Here is a 21,257-nt window from a genome sequence, read left to right as displayed (position 1 = left end):
AGTGAAAGACTTATGATTTAAGGTGGAAAAGAGGTTGAACAAATGAAGAAAAAAGGTTTTATCATAGGTGGAATCTGTCTTGCTGCTATAGTTGGTATTCTAGGTTACAATCATGAAGCTGTTCGTGTGGTTTTTCATAATGTATACTCTCCATCAGTGAAATTGGATGATTCTTCCAAATGGAATGGTGGAAAAGCTTATGAGAAGCTGCCATATTCTGAGACTTCCGAAAATGATTATCTGGATCTGTATGTGCCGGACAGTGAAGAACCTATGCCGTTGATCATATTGGTACATGGGGGCGGCTTCGTATACAATGACAGCCAGTCCCGTCAGGCGCAGCTGATGTACCGCTATTTCCGCGATCATGGATATGCATGTGCATCCGTTAACTATCGTCTTGCCCAGGAAGCAGCCTTTCCGGCCGGAGTGGAAGATGTGAAATCGGCAATCCGTTTTCTTCGTGCAAATGCAGAGAAATATGGATATGATCCGGAGCGTTTTGCAATCTGGGGAGAGTCAGCTGGGGGGTATTTATCAGTGATCTGTGGCGCTTCTAATGATGAGGAATTTAATAGTGTTCCATTTATCGGAGAAGATAAGAACCATCCTGTTTCCAGTGAAGTTCAGGTGATTCTGGACTATTACGGCTGTATGGAATTCGGAACTATGGAAGATGATTACAGGGAGCTGAGGATTCCAAAAATTGTCCGCTGGGCGGCCAGCCTGTGGCTTCAGGGAGCAATTAAAGATACCGGCTACGAAGATGTAGAATCTTATTGGATGCGCAAGGATGTAAAAACTCTTACTGAGGATGAGAAAAACAATTATAGTCCATTATATTATATTGAGAAAAATCTTACGGAGAAAAACAGCCCGGATATATTGATCTGGCATGGTGATGCGGATTTAGATGTTCCGTATCTGCAGTCTGAGAGACTGAATGCACTGCTTACAAGAATTGTTGGGACAGATAAGGTGGAATTTAAGCTTTTTCATAATTATAAGCATGCGGCAGATCAGCTGTACAGTGATGAAAATCTGGGAATCCTGAAAGAATATCTGGATGAGAAATTTGCATAAGGGAAGTCGCATACATTAATATGAGCGTGATTACCGGAGAATCGGCAGACACATAAGCTGACAGAAACGAAGAAAATATCTGGCACAGGGCAGAATTGCCCCGTCAGATATTTTTTTGCCCTCAAATAAAAAGGTTTTAACAAAATCTGTCAAAACCTTGAAAAAGCTAAATGGGTTTGATATGCTGTCTATATATATCTTTTGATGAGTTGTAAGTCATTGTTTACAGGTAATATTCTGTGCGGGTAAATTTTGCACAGAATTGCAGCACAAGGTGATCATTGTGCACTTAGTGAGCAGTGCTATTTTATATAGTAGGGAGAAACTATGAAAATAGAAAAAAAACTATGGATCACTCTGTTCGTATTTGGATTGTTTGCAATTGGTTTTTCAGGTTGGATATTCAGTCAGAGTACAGCCAGGGAAAAATTGCTCTGGGATAATACGATTAGGTTTGAAACAAAAAAACTGACAGATGGAGAAATCAAATCAGAGAATATTGCTCTGCCCGAAGACTTCGATGATCCCAGATCAATCTTATTTAAAACCACACACACCATTGCAGAAGTGTGGCTGGACGGAGAAAAAATATACGAATACGGAAATGAAGAAGATGCTCCCAGCTTTATGAAGTCACCGGGAAGCTGCTGGCACATTGTGAATATTCCGGAAGACAGCGCTGGTAAAAGTCTTGAGGTCAGAATTATTCCAGTATATGACAACTATTATGGAAATGAAGTCAGCATTGTATACGGAACACGGGGCAATTGCGTTCTGAAAATTTTAATGGACAGCTTTAAAACCCTGTTGCTCAGCTGCGGGATCCTGTTTGCAAGCATCATCTGCCTGCTGCTTTATTTGGGAGCAGTGCGAAGAAAAAGAAGAGACAAGACAGAAACGAAGATAGAGGTCTTTTTAAACCTTGGATTTTTCTCATTGCTGATTGCAGTATGGACACTGGCACAATGTGGATTCCTGCAGTTTTTGATTCCGGATGGAAGAACTTTGTATTTTGTAGATTATTTTTCATTCTTCCTTTTCCCGGTACCCTTTAATTTTCTGCTATATGATATCTGCAAAAGCAGATACCACAAAGGTGCATTGATTTTTCCCATTCTTTATCTTGCGAATATGGCAGCTGACGTTCTGCTTCAGTGTACGGGAATTATTGATATATTCCGGCTGCTTCCCGCAACCCATGTTATTATGGTTGCCAATGCAGTTTACACAGTTGCCCTCATTCTTTACGAGGCCAGAAAAGAAGGCAACGATGAAGCCAAGAAATTCCAGTATCCTATGTGTGTGCTCATAGTATTCGGAATGGTAGAAATGTTCCTTTATTATTTGAGAAAATTTCAACAGACATCCATTTTGCTTCCCATAGGAACCCTGCTGTTTATCATTATGCTGATCTGGATCCAGGTTTCCCAATATTACGATCAATACATCCAGAAACAAAAGGTGATCTATCTGCAGAAAATAGCCAACATGGATATGCTCACAGAGGCCATGAACCGAAACGCTTACGAGGACATGGTGAAATATCTGGAGGAAAGTGATATTAAACTTCGTACAACAGGTGTAGTTCTGTTTGATCTGGATAATCTGAAAGTGATCAATGACAATTTTGGGCATGAAAAGGGAGACGAAGCGCTGAAGCTATGCTATCAGTGTATCAGTCAGGCATTTCAGAATGTAAAGAACTGTTTTCGGATTGGCGGCGATGAGTTTGCATATGTATATCATAGCGATGAGAAGGATATGATTCCGGAACGGCTGAAGGCGCTGGAGCTGATTTTGAAAAAAACAGCGGAAACGAACAAGCTGGAGTATCCACTCAGCATGTCAGCCGGATATGCTTATTATCAGCCTGATATAGATTTTGACTTTAAGGATATTGTAAGACGAAGTGATACCATGCTGTACCGTCAGAAGCGCAGAAAGAAGGTGGCACGGTCAGCAGGTCTGGACAATCTGCTCTCCCGTATGAGTAAGCAGTCGACAGAGGAGATCACAGATGAGGTGATCCTGCAGGAGAAAAAGTTTCAGAGCATGTCTGTGGATGAGCTTTGCAGTGTGATCGATCTTCTTAGTCCGACTACAGATAATTACCCATATGTGGTTGACTTTCGGTCGGATTTTTATTACATAGCAAATCAGGCTCTTGAACGCTTCTGTATTCCCAAAAATGGTTTTCATAATGTAATTTCGAAGCATAAGGAATTTGTATATGCACCGGATTATGAAAAACTGAAAGCGGAATTTGATGATCTTCTGGAAACAGACCGCTGCACCCATAGCATGGAATATCGTTGGCTGGATCTGAAAAAAAAGCCGATCTGGATTCATTGCAAAGGGTATCTGGTCCGTGACGATAACATGAAACCTCTTTATATGATTGGTTGTGTGAACGAAATTGGAAAGAGACAGAAGGCAGATAATGTAAGCGGACTATTGGGAGAGTCTGGTTTCCGGGAGTATATGAACCAGCTGGATACTCCTTTGGAGACAGGATATCTGCTTCGTATAGGAATCGATCATTTTAAGGAAATCAATGATAACTTCGGACAGGAGTACGGTGACTTTGTACTTAAGAAAACGGCGGAGTGTATTTCAGGCTGTACATCAGAAGGACAGAAGGTGTACAAGCTTGTGGCAGATGAATTTCTGATTCTGGATGTTGCTTCTGACGAAGCGAAGGATGCGGATAAGCTTTATGATAAAGTGAGAGAGGCAATAGACAGATTTATTGAAACCAATGAATTTAAAGTCATGTATACGGTTTCAGGAGGAATTGTACCATTTGCGGCATTAAAGGGAAATCAGTGTTCAGAAGCATTGAAGCTGACGGATTTTGCCCTGAATGAGGCGAAGAAGCTGGGAAGAAACCGTTGTTATATATTTAATGGGGAAACCTACAGAAAATTTCTTCGGAAAAGGGAGATCACCCAGGAACTGCGGGAAGCTGTGATCAATGGATTTCAGGGCTTTACAGCTTTTTACCAGCCTGTATTTGCTGAAGACAAAAAAGTGCCTTATGGAGCAGAAGCTTTAATGCGTTTTACCTCTGAAAAATTCGGAATGATTTCACCGGCGGAGTTCATTCCCATTCTGGAAGAAACAGGTCTGATTATTCCTGCTGGCCGCTGGATGATGAAAGAGGCTATGGGAAAATGCAGTGAGATCAGGAAGATACTTTCAGGGTTCCGGATGAGTATTAATATTTCCCAGGTACAGGCCTCTAAGTCTGATGTGATTCAGGATATCAGTGCAGAAATGAAAAGGACAGGGCTGCCGCTGGAAGCGGTGATCGTGGAATTGACAGAGAGCGATCTTCTGGAACAAAATATAAATGAGAAGCATTTTCTCACAGAACTGAAGCGAATGGGAATCAGTCTGGCGCTGGATGACTTTGGAACCGGCTACTCGAACTTCCATTATCTCAGCGAGCTGAAACCAGAGATCATTAAGATCGACCGTTCTTTCACTGCGAAAGCAGTTGCAGATGAGCAGGAATATTATCTTCTGAATCAGTTTTGCACCATGATTCATAATCTGGATATGAAGATTTGTATCGAAGGTATAGAAAGTGCCCAGGAATGGCTCAAAATCCGAAAGCTGTGCCCGGAATTCACACAGGGATATTTCTGGGGGAAGCCTTGTGGGTATGAAGAGTTTGTGAGAAAATTTGTACAAGAAAAATAAGAGAAATCCGGTACAAAGTGTATAAAAATGCTTTGTGCCGGATTCTTTTTATGTGTGTATAAAATAATCTGCTACAGCACATAAAATTAAAAAAATGTAAAATACAAAAGTTTTAAAAATACATTTTAAAAACTTGAAAAAATATCAGTGATAAGCAGTTAGGAAATGAGTGAGAAAATGGAAAAAATGATAGAGATAATTTGATACTGGATGTTGATGGCAATAAATTAGATAGATTTTGCAAATTGACGTTGCGTGGGATTTAACCTATAATGAAATTAGTTTTATGAGTGAAATGGGGGAAACTATGCGCGTTGATGAGGTCATGACAGAAATTATACAACGGTGCAGATTGTATGGGGCACAGAAGATAATTCTGTATGGATCCCGGGCAAAGGGAACTGCGACAGAGCGGAGCGATATTGACATTGCAGTGTCTGGAGTCGCTTCACACGAAATTCTTGATTTGCAGGAGAATTTAGAAGAGATTCCAACATTGTACACAATTGATCTGGTTGATCTTGATACTTGTCAGAATCAGCTGTTGTTGGAGGATATAAAACAATATGGACGAGAAATTTATAAGAAGATTTGAGTCGTTTAGAAATTCACTGGACTCTCTGGCGGAGGCGAAACAGCGTGATTTGTCAGATTCTTTTGTACTTAGTGGAACCAGTGCTAAATTCAGTATTACATTTGACTTGGCGTGGAAGGTTATGAAAGATATTCTGGTACAGTATTATGCAATAACTGGATTTGTCACTGGCTCACCAAGAGAAGTTCTCAGAGAATCATTTCAGGCGAATCTGATTACTGGTGATGAGTGGATGGATATGCTGAAAGTAAGAAATCAGCTTGCACACGACTATGATGGAGTGATTGTGAAAGAACATTGCGGGACAATTGTTCATGTGTATATTGATAAATTATATGATTTCAAAAAGGCTGTTGAAAAATTGCTGAAAGAATAATACATCGACCGGGGCATGCCCGGTCGGTTGTTTTTAGGGAGTTTGGGTTATGGCTAAGGTGTATTTTGTGAGGGAAGAGATTAGTATAGAGGTTCCGGTGGGAATCAGCGTGCTGGAGGCAGAGATTCGGGCGGGGCTTGCGCCGGATGCGCCTTGTGGGGGGCAGGGAACCTGCGGGAAATGTCTGGTGAAGGTGGATGGAAAGCCGGTGCTGGCGTGTCAGACGAAGGTGGAAAAGGACTGTCAGGTGGAGATTCCCGGGAAGAAAAATAGAGGTAAAATTTTGAGCGAAGGATTTTCCAGAAAGGTGAATTTCCAGCCGGAATTGCAGGTGAAAACAGTGTGGCTGGAGAAGCCGGAGACTGGGGAAAAAAAGTCAGAGTGGGAGCGGCTGGTGGAAGACGTATATGGAATCTCAGACAATAAAAGAACGTCAGATGTAGATTATGGGTGTATAAAAACAGATGTAAAACTTGCCGGAAGTCTCTATGAAAAACGAAGCTTCAATCCAGAGTGGCAAGTAGCCTATACAGATGAAGAAATCCTTGATTTAAGACCAATTGTTGGCGTCCATGAAGATTCTGTCCATGGAGTGAATAGTAGTGGTGAAAAAGGTGATGAGATTTTTACTGCGGCAATCGACCTTGGAACGACTACAATTGTGGGGTATCTTCTGGATGGTAGAACTGGGGAAAACTTGGCAGTAGAAAGTAGAATGAATCCTCAGATGCAGTATGGCGGAGACGTAATTCAAAGAGCCAATTATGCGCTGGAACATGGCACAGAAACGCTGAGCAAGTGCGTGCAGAAGACAATAAATAAAATACTGGAAAGTCTTATTGTAAAAACTCAAAAAGCTCCCAAAATAGCAAGTGGAAGGAAAAAAGTGAATGATCAAACTGTCAATGGCAAGACGAAAAGCGCTGAATGGATGCCTGGAGTGGAAGATATCTATCAGGTAAGTCTTGTTGGAAACACCTGTATGCACCACCTGTTTCTTGGAATTTACCCGGCTTCTTTGGCACATGCGCCATATACGCCTGCAATCAGTCAGTCCCTTACTTTGCGCGCAGCTGATTATGGTATTCACATCCACCCAAAAGGCCAGTTGCTCCTTCTTCCGAATATCGCCGGATACATAGGCGCAGACACCAGTGGCTGTCTTCTGGCTCTTCGACAGGATTTGAAGGATGAAATAACTTTAATGCTGGATATCGGAACTAACACAGAGATGATCCTTGGAAATAAATATGGCCTGGCAGCCTGCTCCGCGGCATCTGGCCCAGCCTTTGAAGGGGCGAAGATCCAGTGCGGAATGCGGGGGCTTCCGGGAGCTATTGATCATGTAAAATATGAAGATGGAAAATGGCAGTATACCACAATTGGCGGTGAGAAGCCTGCAGGCCTATGCGGTTCCGGGCTGATTGATCTGGTGGCAGAACTTCTGCGAGTTGGTTTGCTGGATGAGAATGGAATTCTTCACAGCGGGCAGGAAAGAGCAGACACGTTTATGCTTGTGCCACCACAAGAAACTGGTTTTTCCCAATGTGGGCAGAATATGTCAGAGGATGAGCAAAGTGAGAAAACGGAGTGTTTACAGAGAAACGAAAAAAATGGGAGTGGGCAGTCGCGTTTCGAGAATGATTGCGGAGTCTATCTTACCCAGAAAGACATTGGCGAGGTTCAACTTGCCAAAGCAGCCATTGCCGCTGGAATCCAACTCTTATTAAAGAAAAGAAACATAGAAGAATCCCAGATCCAGACTGTATATCTGGCTGGTGGATTCGGCAATTATATGAATGCAGAAAATGCGGCCCGGATTGGTCTGATCCCGGAGAGCTTTGTGAAGAAAGTACAGTGTGTGGGAAATATCGCTGGGGAAGGTGCTAAGATTGCATTGCTAAATAAGAATGAGCGCCATGAGATCGAAAGAGCGGTACAGAGCATTGAATTTCTGGAACTGGCGGCCTGCCCGGAATTTCAGGATTGTTTCGTAGATGAGCTGGGATTTGAAAGGTAAAGAGATTTCCGGTTACTGTTCACTGGTAATATTCCGCGAGGTGTTTTTTGTGAACAAAGTTCACAGAAAACCCGAGAATTGCGGCGCGAAATCATGCGAATGCATGATTTCTGTGCATCGCGAAGCGCGTTACTGGTCACGGAGTGAACAGTAACGATTTCCGTGTTTATTACAGGAAATTTTAGTGCTGATTTTATAAAAATAGAAGACTGAGAATTATAAAATGTTTTTGTATATTATTATCTGTGGATAATAATGATTTAAAAAGGATTAGAGACATGAATTTCAAAGACTTAAAACAACTATGCCTGTCCCACGGTTTTACCAACGTGGCTCCGTTGGCCTGCGATACCATTGAACTAAAGCCAGAAGTACGCCAGATGTGCGCCTCCGATTCCTGTCACAAATACAACAAATGCTGGAGTTGTCCGCCCGGCTGCGGAACCCTGGAGGAATGCGAACAAAGAGTAAGAAAGTATAAACTTGGAATCCTGGTACAGACAGTGGGACAGCTGGAGGATTCCATGGATGGGGAAGGCATGATGCGCACAGAAGCTACGCACAAAGCCTCCTTTTACAGCCTGGAAAAAGATCTGCGGAAATTTTACCCGAACATGCTTCCAATGGGCGCAGGCTGCTGCACAAAATGCAAAACCTGCACCTGCCCGGAGGCCCCCTGCCGATTTCCGGACCAGGCCTTTTCCTCAATGGAAGCCTATGGAATGCTGGTCATGCAGGTTTGTCAGGCAAACCACCTTGACTATTATTATGGTCCTGGAAAGATTGCGTATACCAGCTGTTATTTATTAAAGTGAAACTGGGAAGATGAAATGCAGGTGGTTAGATATTTCGCAAAGAAAAGTTGTATATGTGAGTATTTTACGATGCTTTGCGCTGAAATCCTGCATATGCATTTAGTTGTGAAATTATTCACAGTAAGATAGTATAATCGAATGAGAAAATAACAGAAGAGGAATTTCCCCCAATTGATATAAAATGAATTTGTAAAAGCAAGTCCATTTAGCGGAGGACTTGCAGCGGAGAGAACGAAACTGTTACAGCTTGCGGAGAAGATTGTGACGGAAAATTACAAGTTACTGGTCACGGAGTGAACAGTAGCAATTACAATTTCATATTGGAGGGAAAATGCCATGATTATTATTGGTGAGAAGCTGAACGGATCCATTCCGTCAGTTGCAAAAGCCATCGCTGAGAAGGATGCGGACCTGATCAGAGAAAGAGCCAGAATGCAGGCAGAAGCGGGAGCCACATTTCTGGACGTATGTGCCTCAGTAGAAGAGGCTGTAGAAGTAGAAACCTTGAAATGGATGATCGACCTTGTACAGGAAGTGACAGATACACCAATCTGTGTGGACAGTCCAAGTGCCAGATCCTGTGTTGCAGCCATTCCATTTTGTAAAAGACCGGGACTTATTAACTCTGTTTCCCTTGAAGGAGACAAAATTGACACGATTTTTCCAGTGATCGCAGATACAGACTGGGAGTGCGTAGCCCTTCTCTGCGACAATGATGGAATTCCGGATTCCGTAGAGCGTCGTATGAAAATTTTCTTCGGAATTATGGAAAAAGCGAAACAGTACGGCATTGCACCAAGCCGTTTACATATTGACCCACTGGTTGTAACCCTGGGAACAGACCAGACTGCGCTGACTGTATTTGCAGACTGCTGCAGAAGAATCAAATACGAATATCCGGAAATCCATATCACCAGTGGACTTTCCAACATTTCCTTCGGACTTCCGGTGAGAAAAAATATTAACCAGGCATTTATGGTTCTCGCTATGAATGCCGGTATGGACAGTGCCATCGTAGATCCTACCAACAAGAACATGATCGGTATGATCTATGCCACAAATGCACTGTTAGAGCGTGATGAATACTGCCTGGGTTACATTGGTAAATTTGGAAATAAAGCCACAGAAGAAGCTGCACAGCCAGTTCCTGCTTCTCCACTTGATGAGAAAATGCAGAAGGTTTTCAAATTAACTCAGGATGGAAAAAATAAAGAAATCGGACAGGCTGTTCAGGAAGCACTTGATGCAGGCTGCGACCCGACTGCAATCCTCAATGACGCTATGATCGGCGCCATGGCAGTGGTTGGCGAGAACTTTAAGAAAGAGATTATTTTCGTACCACAGATGCTGGCAGCAGCCAGGGCTATGAAGGCTGGTGTGGAAGTTCTGAAGCCATATCTTGCAACTGGCGAGGCTGGAAGTGCAGGAACGATTATCCTTGGAACTGTTGCCGGAGATCTTCATGATATCGGTAAAAATCTGGTTGGAATGATGTTTGAAAGTGCCGGCTTCGAAGTGATCGATCTTGGCGTTGATGTGCCGATCCAGACTTTTATTGATGAGGTAAATAAGCACAAAGAAGCAAGTATTGTTGCACTTTCTGCGCTTCTTACCACTACAATGCCGTCCCTTCGTGACACTGTGGCGGCACTTCTGGAACAGCCATTCAGAAGCAGGATTAAGATCATGGTTGGCGGTGCGCCGATCAGTCAGGAGTTTGCAGATGAGATCGGAGCAGACGCATACACAGAGGATGCAGCCTCTGCGGCAGAGCAGGCGAAGAAATATGCAGAATCCGGTTTCTGTGCAAAGGCAGCGGCTGGAGAATTTGATCCGGCACCTGCAAAGGATAGTGAAGAAGTTACTGAGACAGGAAAAACCGCGAAACCAGCGGAAAATATTGCAACTGAGGAAACTTTTACAGAAAATGGTTCCTGGCTTCGAAAGCCCATACAGGTTGAGCCGCATTTTGTAAAAGAAGAAGTAGATTTAAGCAAAATCCAGCTTCCGAAGCCAGGCGAAGGCTACAAGGTAAACATGGAAGCTGCCAAAGAGAAATTCCGCAATTACTGGGCACATAAGAACACAGGAAGACCGCTTATGTGCGTAATCGCAAGAAGACCGGAGGTAGAGCAGTATTCCGATGGAACTCCTGTAGAGGGTGGCTATCTGGATCAGATCTGCCAGGGCAAATATTACAATATGCCGGAAGAACTGAAATGGAAAGACATGGAGGATAAATACCAGAATCCTCAGAGAATCGTTGACCGTTACCGTTACTTCTGTGAGACCCATGCGTTCCTTGGTGAGAGCTTCCCGAACCTGAATATCGACTTTGGACCAGGTTCCCTTGCTTCTTATCTTGGATCTGAGATTGGATTCAAAGAAGACACTGTATGGTTCAATAAGTGTCTGGACAGCTGGGACGGTGTTCCGAAGCTGACCTTTGATCCGGAGAATAAATGGTTTAAGAAACACATTCAGCTTGCAAAAGACTGCCAGGCACTTGCCGGAGATGACTTCTATGTGGATATGCCTGACCTTATGGAAAATATTGACGTTCTTGCTTCTCTTCGCGGAGCCCAGGACATTCTCTTCGACCTTCTGGATGAGCCGGAAATGATCGGAGAAAGAATCCAGGAGGTAACGGATATTTACTATGAATATTACGACCGCTTCTATGATATCATTAAAGATGAAGAAGGCGGAAATGCATACACCGTATTCCAGATCTGGGGACCAGGCAGAACTGTGAAGCTCCAGTGCGACTTCTCCGCAATGATGTCACCGGAAGACTTCCGGAAATACATTCAGCCGTCCTTACGTACCCAGTCTGAAAATGTAGACCATGTACTTTACCATCTGGATGGACCGGCTGCAATCAAGCATATGGACGCCCTTATGGAAATTGATGGAATCGATGCTCTTCAGTGGACCAGCGGCGATGCCGGCCCGGACGGAACACTTCCGGATTGGGATGTGATCTACGACAAAGCTATCGCAGCAGGAAAATCTATCTGGGTAAAGGTTTATTCCGGAGAATTCGAAGACTGGATCCGCAACGTAGACCGTATTGTAAAGAAATACGGCTCCCACAGTCTTTTCCTTCTTTTCCCGGAAATGTCCATGGAGCAGGCTGCATATCTTCTTGATTATGCAGACCGCAACTGGAGCGATGTGAAGGGTACTTTTGTAGAGTCTCTGGGACGCTGAAACATATGCAATCCTATTGATGGAAGCAACCCATATTCAAATTAAGTTTGTTTTGTTAACTCCATAATAAAAACCACAAAGCGCCGGCAGGTAAATCTGTCGGCGCTTTGCGTTGTCTGTATGAGATATACAACGTGCAATAATTCATATAAAACTAATAGGAATAATTATAATATTTGTGCAATTAGTACAAAAAACAATAAGAAAGTATAAAGTAACAGGAAGAAAATAGAAGAAAAAGTTTTTTTAAAAGATATAATTGAAATTAATACGCGGGGGAAACACAAAAATTGAATGGGGAAAAGAGGTATTTCAAACTATGAAACAGAAAGCTATGGATGTAAAACTTGTTGTAAGACCATTGATCGGTTGTCTGACACACACGCATTTCTGGGAAGGCCCGTGCCGTGCCGGACGAAAAGAGGATATGACTGTAGAGGCAGAGACAAAGGTTGCTGATGAAACCTTCAAAAGCTCTGTAGAGGCCCTGAAGGACGTGATCAGCGAGGTTGAATTTAAAGAGGCATTGGATGTAAGATATAATGAATCCTTTGTTGTAGAAAAAGAAATGTTCGACAAGATCGGTGAAGATGTAGATGAAATTGACTGCTTCCTTTGCATGGGATGGAGAATTCCGAAGCTGGAACGCTACAGAAAACCGGTCATTATCTGGCAGAATGGAAATGAGGGCATTGATTTTGCAGCATATTGCCGCTCAATTGGTGTGGAAGCATATGTGGCAATGGATCTTCAAGATGTAAACGAGATCGCACATATTCTCTGGGTAAGAAAAGCAGTTCGCAATACAAGAGCACTTGTTCTGACAGCAGGATCACAGCCTACATTTGGAATCCAGAGCCTTATCCGTGATCCGGAGGTCCTTCGTCAGCGCTATGGATTCGAGGTGATCAAGCTTCCATTTACTTCTATTTTCAAATATATGGATCAGATTACCGATGAAGAGGCTAAGCCGATTGCTGAGAAGCTGATTGCAGGCTCCACAGATACCCAGGTAAATACAGACTGGTTTATCAATGATATCAAATACTATCTTGCAGCAAAGAAAATGATGGATATTTATGACTGCAATGCATTTTCCACAGCCTGTCATGAGCTTTGTACGACGGAAATTCCACAGAACCGTAAATTTACACCATGTATGTGTCATTCAATTATGAAGGATGAGGGAATTCCAAGCGGATGCGAGGAAGACCTGAATGCACTTATGGCAATGCTGATCATGCAATACGCTGCAAATCGTCCGGCCTTTATGGGAAATCCAAATCATGAGACAGATGAGCTGCTCAGGATCCATCATGCAGTTCCGGCCCTTTGTATGAACGGATATGGAACAAAACCGCTGGAATACAAGCTGTGGGCATTTACCGGACAGGGCTTCGGCGGCAAGCTTCAGGTTGATTTTACACAGAATGAAGACGATTATATTACACTTGGCCGTTTCAATCCGGCAGGTGATACCATGTGCATTAAGAAGGGAAAAGTAATCCGTTCGGAATATGCCGAGACCTATTGCAGCCCATATTACTATATCCAGATGGATGATGCAAGGGAGTTTATGCACAATCTGGCTGGCTTTGGACATCATCAGGTTCTGATTTTTGGTGATTACACCAAGCTGATCAAAAAAATTGCAAAGGTTATGAATTTCAATATCCTGGAAGGATGAGTTAGATGATCTATCTGAACAATGCGGCCACTTCCTGGCCCAAGCCTTCCTCTGTGTGTGAAGCTGTACAGGCGTGTCTTATGGGCACGCCTGCTTCGCAATTTCGGGGAGGAAGCGCAATTTTGAAAAAAGATACAGAAGAAAGGTGCAGGGAAAAGCTTGGAAAGCTGCTTGGCATCCATGCTCATGACCGGATCTTTTTTACCTCAGGTGCTACGGAAAGCCTGAACACCGTGCTGTGTGGACTGGATTACGGAGAAGAGGGACGTGGGATCCTGGCAACCCAGACAGAGCACAATAGTGTATTGCGCCCGCTTATGAATCAGCCGGTATTCAAGAAGCATCCGGTAACAATCATTTCCTGCCTGGAAAATGGAGCAGTTACCCGGAAGGCACTGGAAAAAGGTTTGGAAGAAGCTCTGGAAAACACAGGGAAAAATCCGTCAGCTCTTATTGTAAACCACTGTTCCAATGTGACCGGATATGTGCAGGATATGAAGCTGATTGGAAATTTTGTAAGAGAAAATAATCTGCTTCTGCTTGTTGATGTATCGCAAAGTGCAGGTTGTATTCCGGTGGATGCAGACAGCTGGAGGGCAGATGGGGTTATTTTTACAGGGCATAAAAGTCTTTTGGGAATACAAGGCACCGGGGGCTTTTTCATAAGAAAGGGGCTGGAGCTGAAGCCATTGAAGTATGGCGGCACAGGGCGGAACAGTCAACAGCTTACTTATGAAGACGGTGATTATGAGTATGAGGTCGGCACTCAGAATCTGCCGGGGATCAGGGCACTTCTTGCCGGTGTGGAATTCGTGCTGGAAACCGGCGTGGACAGGATACAGGAAAAAGAAGAAAGAATGATGAAGCTTTTGTATGAAGGGCTTGGGAAAATTCCGGGGGTACAGATATATGGCAGCTTTGCAGAATGTAAGGGACCTGTTATGAGCCTGAATTTTCAGGGGCTGAAAGCTTCGGATGTGGCATATATCCTGGAAAACGGTTATGAAATTACAGTGCGCGCCGGACTTCATTGTTCCCCCCTGATTCATGAGGCAATGGGAACAAAAAACAGTGGAACTGTGAGAGTGAGCGTTTCCTGGTTTACGAAAGAAGAGGAAATCCTTGCATTTCTGGAGGCAGCAGGCCAGATTGCAGCATCATTGAGAGGAGCCGATTAAATGAAAATTCTTGGAAAACAGCCGTCAAGAGAAAAGTGTGCAGAATCAGGCTGGTTCGCAACGGATTACCTTCTGGATGCGCCTATAGACAAAGCTTTTATATTAAGTCTGAGACCTCTGGGAAGTTTTGTGTATCTGGATATGCTGAAAGAGCCTTTTTTCAAAATAGAAAATGATTATTATATGATAAAGGGAGTGCAGGGAAAAGATTATTTCAGAATTGCAGTTCATGGGAAGCATGAGGATGAGCTGCAAAGGTTAGAAGAATTTTTGTATTCCGGTCAAAAAAAAGAATAAGTTACTGCTTACTCCGTGTTCCTGTTCACGGAATGAACAATAACATAATCTTTAAGGCTGATTGCATGCAGAACACAAGTCTGCTATACTGTGCTCATGAGATTATTACAGGGGGCAGAGTATGAGACTGGAACGAGACAGCATTCCTCTTGATAAAGAATTTCCTTTTCAGATATCAGAAGTGGAGCTTAACCCTTCCAACAGTCATCCGGGAACCTGGCACTGGCACAGCTATTTTGAGATCACCTGGGTTCTGGAAGGAAAGGGAAACTATTTCGTTAATGGACAGGAATATACCATGAAAGAGAATGATATTATCATTTTCAATAATGTAGAGCCGCATGGCTGGAAACTTCTGGGAGGCAGAATGAAGCTTTTGGTTATGATTTTTTCGCCGGAGTTTGTAGCAGAGAAGATCAGTACCTTTGACACGGAATATCTGCGGCCCTTCGTTGAGCGTGGAACTAATTTTAAGAACAGAGTGGGCCATGAAGAAACTGTGAATACGGAGATCCGTACCAGCATACAGGAGATTTATCAGGAATGGCAGGAGCGCAAGGAGGGCTATCCGCTTATGATTAAGGCGAATGTTCTGCGGATTCTGACCATGCTGATCCGGGCTTATCAGGATGAGACCAAGTCCGGTGAAATGCTTCGGGAAAAGAAAAATGCCATGAAACGTCTGGAGCAGGCTTTTACTTACATAAACGCTCATTATTGTGAGAAGATTACGCTGGAGGAGGTTGCAGCGTCTGTTTATATGAGCTCCAACTATTTCTCCTCCTATTTCCGTAAGTTCACCAACATCAGCTTCAGTGATTATGTGACACGTCTGCGTGTGAACCGGGCCCGGGAGCTGCTTCGGGAGGATGGGGCAAATGTGACTGAGATTGCCTTGGCATGTGGGTTCAATAATATTTCCAATTTTTACAGATTATATAAGAAGCATATGGGAAAAACTCCCGGATATGAGAAGAGTAAAAATAATTAAAATTCAGGAGCAGATAAGACATAGACCTTTTTCAGGCTGGCATGTTAGGATAAAAGCAGGAAGCTTTGTCCTGATGTGCCAGCTTTTTATGTAATGGAAAATTTCGTTGGAATTTATTATCACGCAAGAGGCTCTTTCAGACAGACAACGTAAAAAAAAGGGGATTGAAAAACGGAGGGAATGGAAAATGATAAAAACAGACAGGTATGTACAGACGGAAGCGGCAGGAATGTTATACCGGCTGATTCCGGTTACAGAGGAAATTATCCGCTGTGTAATTGGAAAAGAGGAGATTAAGGGAAACGACTCTCTTATTATTGAAAAAAAGGAATATCCGGCAGTTGAGTTTGCAGCAGAGGAAAACGAAGAAAAGCTGGAACTAAAGACTGGAAAAGTTCTGGCCTCTCTGGAACTTTCATCTGGAAGAATAGAGTGGAAGCACGCGGACGGAACCAGGTGGTGCATACAGGATAAGGCAGATTTAACAAAAATTGACGTAGTACGCTATACAACTGGAGGTGAGAAGCCGGTTATCAACCGTGTAAAAACAGTTGACGGTGAGCGTAACTTTATTCAGAATCTGAAGCCGGAGAAGGTGCGCGACGGTTATCGTGCAAGGGTATTTTTCGACTGGAAAGAGGAGGAAGAGATTCACGGTCTTGGCCAGGCGGAGGAAGGAATTTACAATTATCGCGGACACAATCAGTATCTTTACCAGCACAATATGAGGATCCCAATGCCTCTGTTTGTTTCTACAGAAGGATATGGAGTGCTGTTTGACTGCTGTTCTTTGATGACTTTTAATGATGAGGGAAGGGAGTCTTACCTGTTTTTGGATACAGTGGATCAGATCGATTATTATTTCATGGGCGGCAATACCATGGATGGAATTATCCATGCTTATCGCTATTTGACAGGCAAGGCGCAGATGCTGCCGAAGTGGGCTTATGGTTATATCCAGTCCAAGGAGCAATATTATACTTCCAAAGAATTAGAGGAAATTGTACGCCATTACAGAGAAATCGGGGTTCCGCTGGATTGTGTGGTTCAGGACTGGAATACCTGGGATCCGGGCAACTGGGGGGAGAAGATTCTGGATCAGTCCCGTTATGGGGATAACAAGGAGTGCATGGAGCGGATTCATGAGATGCATGCCCACAGCATGGTCTCTGTATGGCCGAATATGAATGCCGGAGGAAAAAATCATCAGGAATTTTTTGATGCCGGATATCTTCTGTATGATTATGCAACCTATGATGCTTTTAATGAAAAAGCAAGAGAAATGTACTGGAAACAGGCGAAGGAGGGGCTGTTTGACCAGGGCTTTGATTCCTGGTGGTGTGACTCCACAGAGCCGTTTTCCGGTCCGGACTGGGGCGGTGCGGTGAAAAGAGAGCCCTGGGAGCGTTTCCAGCTGGTTGGAGGCGAGCACAAGAAATACCTGGATCCTGCTGTGGCCAACGCTTTTGCCCTGGAGCATGCAAAGGGAATTTATGAGAACCAGAGAAAGGATCGGGAGGATATGCGTGTACTGAATTTGACACGTTCCGGTTATGCATCTGGTCAGAAGTATGCAGCTATGCTGTGGTCTGGAGATACCTGCGCGGACTGGAAGAATCTGAAGATCCAGATCGTAGAAGGTTTGAATATGGGACTGAGCGGTTATCCCTATTGGACCTTGGATATCGGAGCCTTTTTCACAGTTGCAGATAAGTGGCAGAACCGTGGATGCGGATGCAACACGGATCCGGAGCCCAAGTGGTTCTGGCAGGGAAAATATAATGAGGGTGTGAAAGATAAGGGATATTGTGAGCTTTATACACGCTGGCTTCAGATGGGAACATTTCTTCCTATGTTCCGGTCTCATGGTACAGATACGCCGAGAGAAATCTGGAATTTCGGGGAAAAGGGCACTATGTTCTATGATGCTATCGAGAAATTTATCAAGCTGAGATATCATTTTATGCCTTATATTTATTCGCTGGCAGGGGCGGTACATTTTGAGGATTATACCATTATGCGAAGCCTGTTGTTTGATTTCCCGGAGGACAGGGAGGCGCGAAAGGTGGAGAATGAGTTTATGTTTGGACCATCCCTGCTGATCTGTGCAGTTACGGAGCCTATGTATTATGGTCCGGAAAGTACCGTGCTTAACAGGGAAAAGACATGGGAGTGTTATCTGCCGGCTGGTACGATCTGGTACGATTACTGGACAAATGAGAAATATGAGGGCGGCCAGTATGTGAAGGTGGAGACACCTATTGACCGGATCCCGATTTTCGTGAAGACGGGTGCGATCATTCCGGTGGCTGATGGGCTGGTTTATGCAGAGCAGGAGCCAGAGAAGCCGGTACAGATTATCGTTTATCCTGGGGCAGACGGAGAGTTTGTGCTGTATGAGGATGAAGGAAATAACTATAACTTTGAGAATGGGGCGTATGCGACGACCAGATTCCAGTGGAAGGATGCGGCAGGACAGCTGGTGAATGGGCGTAGAGAGGGCAGCTTCCCGGGAATGAGGGAAGCGGTTTATGAGACGGTGATTATAAAGTAGGATACTGCGGTGCGGGAAGCGAAAGTGGAGAGAAGGAAAGATATATGGTTGTAGAGAGAAATAGGGCTGTATTTACTGAGGCTCCGACGGCTGTGCCAGATGGAAATGTGGATGTTTCAGGGGGCGGACGATGGAAAATCTGGCAGAATGCGGGGACGAAGATTGACGCGCCGATTTTGGGAAATGGAGATTTGCTGGCGGCAGTGGCCGGGGATGGGAGGTATCCACAGTTCTGGTTTACGACCAATGACTTCTGGCAAATGGAAAGTGCGGCGAACTGGGAATTCTTTCATGATAACAGTTCTGCCAAATGTGATCCGGCGGTAAGCGGCGGAAGCCCCAGACCGGTAGGGCGTATGGTGTTTGATATTCCTGCTATGGAGGGTGCCAGGTGGTATACGGAGCAGAAGTTTGCCACGGGAGAAACTATAACAATATTGACAAATTCCGCCGGAGAGAAATGTTCTCTGAAAAGCTGGGTGGCTGCAGATGAGAACATTCTTGTGGTAGAGTTTGAGAGTGAGACAGATCTGGATGTGGAATTTGATTTTTATTTTCCGGACGAAATAGGAAAAGGCTGCGAAAAAGCTGTGGATGTCTGGGGAAGCGGTGAGTTGGAGAATATCCAGAACGGAATGTTCGCTGGACTGGTGACGGGACGTCCGCTGCAGGTAAAGAAAACCGGCGGTGGGATTGTAAGTGGATACCGGCAGTTTTCAGATCATGTGGATATTCCAACTAAGGTTGGTTTTGCTGGGGGCTTTCTGAAGGAAACGAAAGTAATTGGCGGCGTTGAAAGTTTGGGTTCTTTAAAGAAAGAATCTATTATATCCACTGAGGAAAGTGGGAATAAATCAAATAAAGCGGTATTTACAGAACCTTCGGCGGGAAACGGTATTTTAAAGAATGTTGAGGCAGTTAAAGCATTTGGAAATACAGGGAAGCTAAGTGACAGAAGCACTCACAGAAAAATAAAAGCCGGTGAGCGGGCAACCTTCGTTCTGCCAGTGCGCTCCTGGGCGAAGTGCAGCAGACCTTATGAGTATGCCTTTTCCAGGGCAAGGTGGATAACGGAAGAAGATGTGGAAACTCTTCATGAACGGCACCTGGTATGGTGGAAAAAGTTTTGGAGTGTTTCCGAAATTTCTCTGGATGATCCGGTGATCGAGCAGAGATATTATCTGTCAAAATATATGCTGGCAAGTGTATCACGGGATCCGGAATATCCGCCCAATATTCTGGGAATCAGTACTTTTGACCGTCCGGCATGGAATGGAAATTATAAGATTAATTATAACCATCAGTCTCCCTATCTGAATCTGATGGTTTCCGGACATTTCCAGCAGTCCGATCCTCACGATGCGCCTTATCTGAAACTGATGGAAATTTCAGATGAGATGTGTAAGCGGCTGCTTCACCATGAGGGACTTTATTATCCTCTGGGCCTGGGACCTCACGGCCTGGTAAGTGAGGCCCTACTTTTGCATATGAAATCCCCAGCCATTCACGGTGCTTTGAATATGATCTATCGTTATGGAATCACGGAGGATGAGACGTATGCACAGAAGGTTTACCCCTATCTTCGCGGTGTGGCAGATTTCTGGGAAAAGGATCTGGTGTGCAGGGATGGCGTTTACCATGTAGTTGGAGATGGTATGCACGAGCGCACAGATGGGAACATCCGTGACAATGGCGTTCCGGAAGATCCGGTGAATACATTAGGTTATCTGAAAACCTTCTTTACCTGGATGCCGAGAATCAGTGAGGCACTTGATCTGGATGAGAAAAAGAGGGAAAAATGGCTGGAAATCGCAGAGAACCTGGCACCTTATCCAAAGGGGACAATTCGGGAGATTCAGGAGAATCCAACTCTTTGGAAAGAGGTGGATGTGAAGCTGGAGGATCTGCTTCCGGAAGAAATGCTGGACAAAGAGATTTATTATGATGAAGGTATCGGTGGCAAATGGTCTTTCCATTTTCCGGGAAATGTAATGCAGATTTACCCGGGTAATGCAATTGGGCTTGGAAGTGAACCGGAAGAGCTGGAAGTGGCGCGAAATACGGTGCAGATTCATGCGCTGGTGGAAAATGCGCTGGGAGAGCTGGAATATAAGAAGGCACTTGAAGAAGCAGAAGGCGTGAAAAATCCTCATTTCTACAAAGCTGGCGCTTTTAACGCATCCAACTTAAGCTGTCTGTTTTTCACCGCCGCAGTACGTGTAGGCTACGATCCGGAAATCATCTGGAAAGAAATGCGCGACATGATTCTTAACAGGGGAATCCCAAATGGATTCCTGAAAGAAAATCCTCACGGAATCGAGCAGCTGAACACCATCCCGGATGCCATCCAGGAGATGATGCTGCAAAGCTGCGAGGGTGTGATCCGTATTTTCCCGGTATGGCCGAGCGCAGAGCATCCCAATGCCTCTTTCCGGAATTTCCGTGCCTGGGGTGGCTTTGAAGTAAGCGCTGTTTTGAAAGACGGTGAGGTAGAGCGAGTTACCATACTCAGTCACAAAGGACACCCATGCAGAGTGGAAAACCCATGGCCAGGAAAATCTGTGAAGGTTTCTTATGAATACGGAAGACCGGATGAAGTGCACTTTGGAGAGTACTTAAATATAGAGCTGTATAAAGAAGAGCATGCAGAATTATTCCGGATCTAGTAGTACATCCATCTAGTTTTTAAAGTGTTGTTGGATATAGCTTTGCCAGTTTAATTCTGGCATCAGCTGTCGTGAAC

At 44.2% G+C, this 21,257-nt stretch carries 13 protein-coding genes and 1 pseudogene; all 14 read left to right on the top strand.

The features are described from left to right. Positions 1–42 precede the first annotated feature (42 nt). The 14 genes and pseudogenes from I2D69_RS13715 to I2D69_RS13645 all read left to right on the top strand — a co-directional run bounded on the left by I2D69_RS13715 (position 43) and on the right by I2D69_RS13645 (position 21,180). Entirely contained in the window at positions 43–1,083 is a 1,041-nt protein-coding gene (locus tag I2D69_RS13715) for an alpha/beta hydrolase (protein WP_173715756.1), read from the top strand. Between the two features lie 327 nt (positions 1,084–1,410). Beyond that, positions 1,411–4,788 carry an EAL domain-containing protein gene (locus tag I2D69_RS13710; RefSeq protein ID WP_173715757.1) on the top strand — a complete coding sequence of 1,126 codons (3,378 nt, stop codon included), beginning with the start codon at positions 1,411–1,413 and terminating at the stop codon, positions 4,786–4,788. Positions 4,789–5,074: 286 nt separating this feature from the next. Further along, the gene (locus I2D69_RS13705; protein ID WP_226814871.1) at positions 5,075–5,383 is read left to right on the top strand and encodes a nucleotidyltransferase domain-containing protein; all 309 of its coding nucleotides are present in this window, start codon (positions 5,075–5,077) and stop codon (positions 5,381–5,383) included. Beyond that, the gene (locus tag I2D69_RS13700) at positions 5,355–5,759 is read left to right on the top strand and encodes an HI0074 family nucleotidyltransferase substrate-binding subunit (protein WP_118577587.1); all 405 of its coding nucleotides are present in this window, start codon (positions 5,355–5,357) and stop codon (positions 5,757–5,759) included. Before I2D69_RS13705 ends, I2D69_RS13700 begins: the two co-directional genes overlap by 29 nt. A 49-nt stretch (positions 5,760–5,808) precedes the next feature. Continuing rightward, positions 5,809–7,779, top strand: coding sequence for an ASKHA domain-containing protein (locus I2D69_RS13695; RefSeq protein ID WP_195380071.1), 1,971 nt, complete (start codon positions 5,809–5,811; stop codon positions 7,777–7,779). A gap of 278 nt (positions 7,780–8,057) precedes the next feature. After that, positions 8,058–8,594, top strand: a complete 537-nt coding sequence (locus I2D69_RS13690) for a DUF2284 domain-containing protein (protein WP_195380070.1) — start codon at positions 8,058–8,060, stop codon at positions 8,592–8,594. Positions 8,595–8,930: 336 nt separating this feature from the next. Next, a pseudogene (locus I2D69_RS13685) lies at positions 8,931–9,710 on the top strand (methyltetrahydrofolate cobalamin methyltransferase); the annotation flags it as partial. Positions 9,711–9,764: 54 nt separating this feature from the next. Continuing rightward, positions 9,765–11,807, top strand: a complete 2,043-nt coding sequence (locus I2D69_RS20225) for a cobalamin-dependent protein (protein ID WP_227200844.1) — start codon at positions 9,765–9,767, stop codon at positions 11,805–11,807. Positions 11,808–12,126: 319 nt separating this feature from the next. Beyond that, positions 12,127–13,494 (top strand): hypothetical protein, encoded by a 1,368-nt coding sequence (locus I2D69_RS13670; protein WP_195380069.1) that lies wholly within the window; start codon positions 12,127–12,129, stop codon positions 13,492–13,494. 5 nt (positions 13,495–13,499) lie between these two features. Beyond that, positions 13,500–14,672 (top strand): aminotransferase class V-fold PLP-dependent enzyme, encoded by a 1,173-nt coding sequence (locus I2D69_RS13665; RefSeq protein WP_195380068.1) that lies wholly within the window; start codon positions 13,500–13,502, stop codon positions 14,670–14,672. Beyond that, positions 14,673–14,969, top strand: a complete 297-nt coding sequence (locus tag I2D69_RS13660; protein WP_173773195.1) for a hypothetical protein — start codon at positions 14,673–14,675, stop codon at positions 14,967–14,969. A gap of 121 nt (positions 14,970–15,090) precedes the next feature. Continuing rightward, entirely contained in the window at positions 15,091–15,960 is an 870-nt protein-coding gene (locus I2D69_RS13655) for an AraC family transcriptional regulator (protein ID WP_173770767.1), read from the top strand. 187 nt (positions 15,961–16,147) lie between these two features. Continuing rightward, positions 16,148–18,514 carry a TIM-barrel domain-containing protein gene (locus I2D69_RS13650; protein WP_195380067.1) on the top strand — a complete coding sequence of 789 codons (2,367 nt, stop codon included), beginning with the start codon at positions 16,148–16,150 and terminating at the stop codon, positions 18,512–18,514. A 44-nt stretch (positions 18,515–18,558) separates the two neighbouring features. Beyond that, positions 18,559–21,180, top strand: coding sequence for a glycoside hydrolase family 95-like protein (locus tag I2D69_RS13645; RefSeq protein WP_195380066.1), 2,622 nt, complete (start codon positions 18,559–18,561; stop codon positions 21,178–21,180). Positions 21,181–21,257: the final 77 nt, after the last annotated feature.

The sequence above is a fragment of the Ruminococcus sp. D54t1_190329_F1 genome (assembly GCF_015551645.1).
GTDB classification, from domain to species: domain Bacteria; phylum Bacillota; class Clostridia; order Lachnospirales; family Lachnospiraceae; genus Blautia_A; species Blautia_A faecis.
Note: the sequence above shows the minus strand (reverse complement) of the source record. Positions and strands in the feature narration are given on the sequence as shown.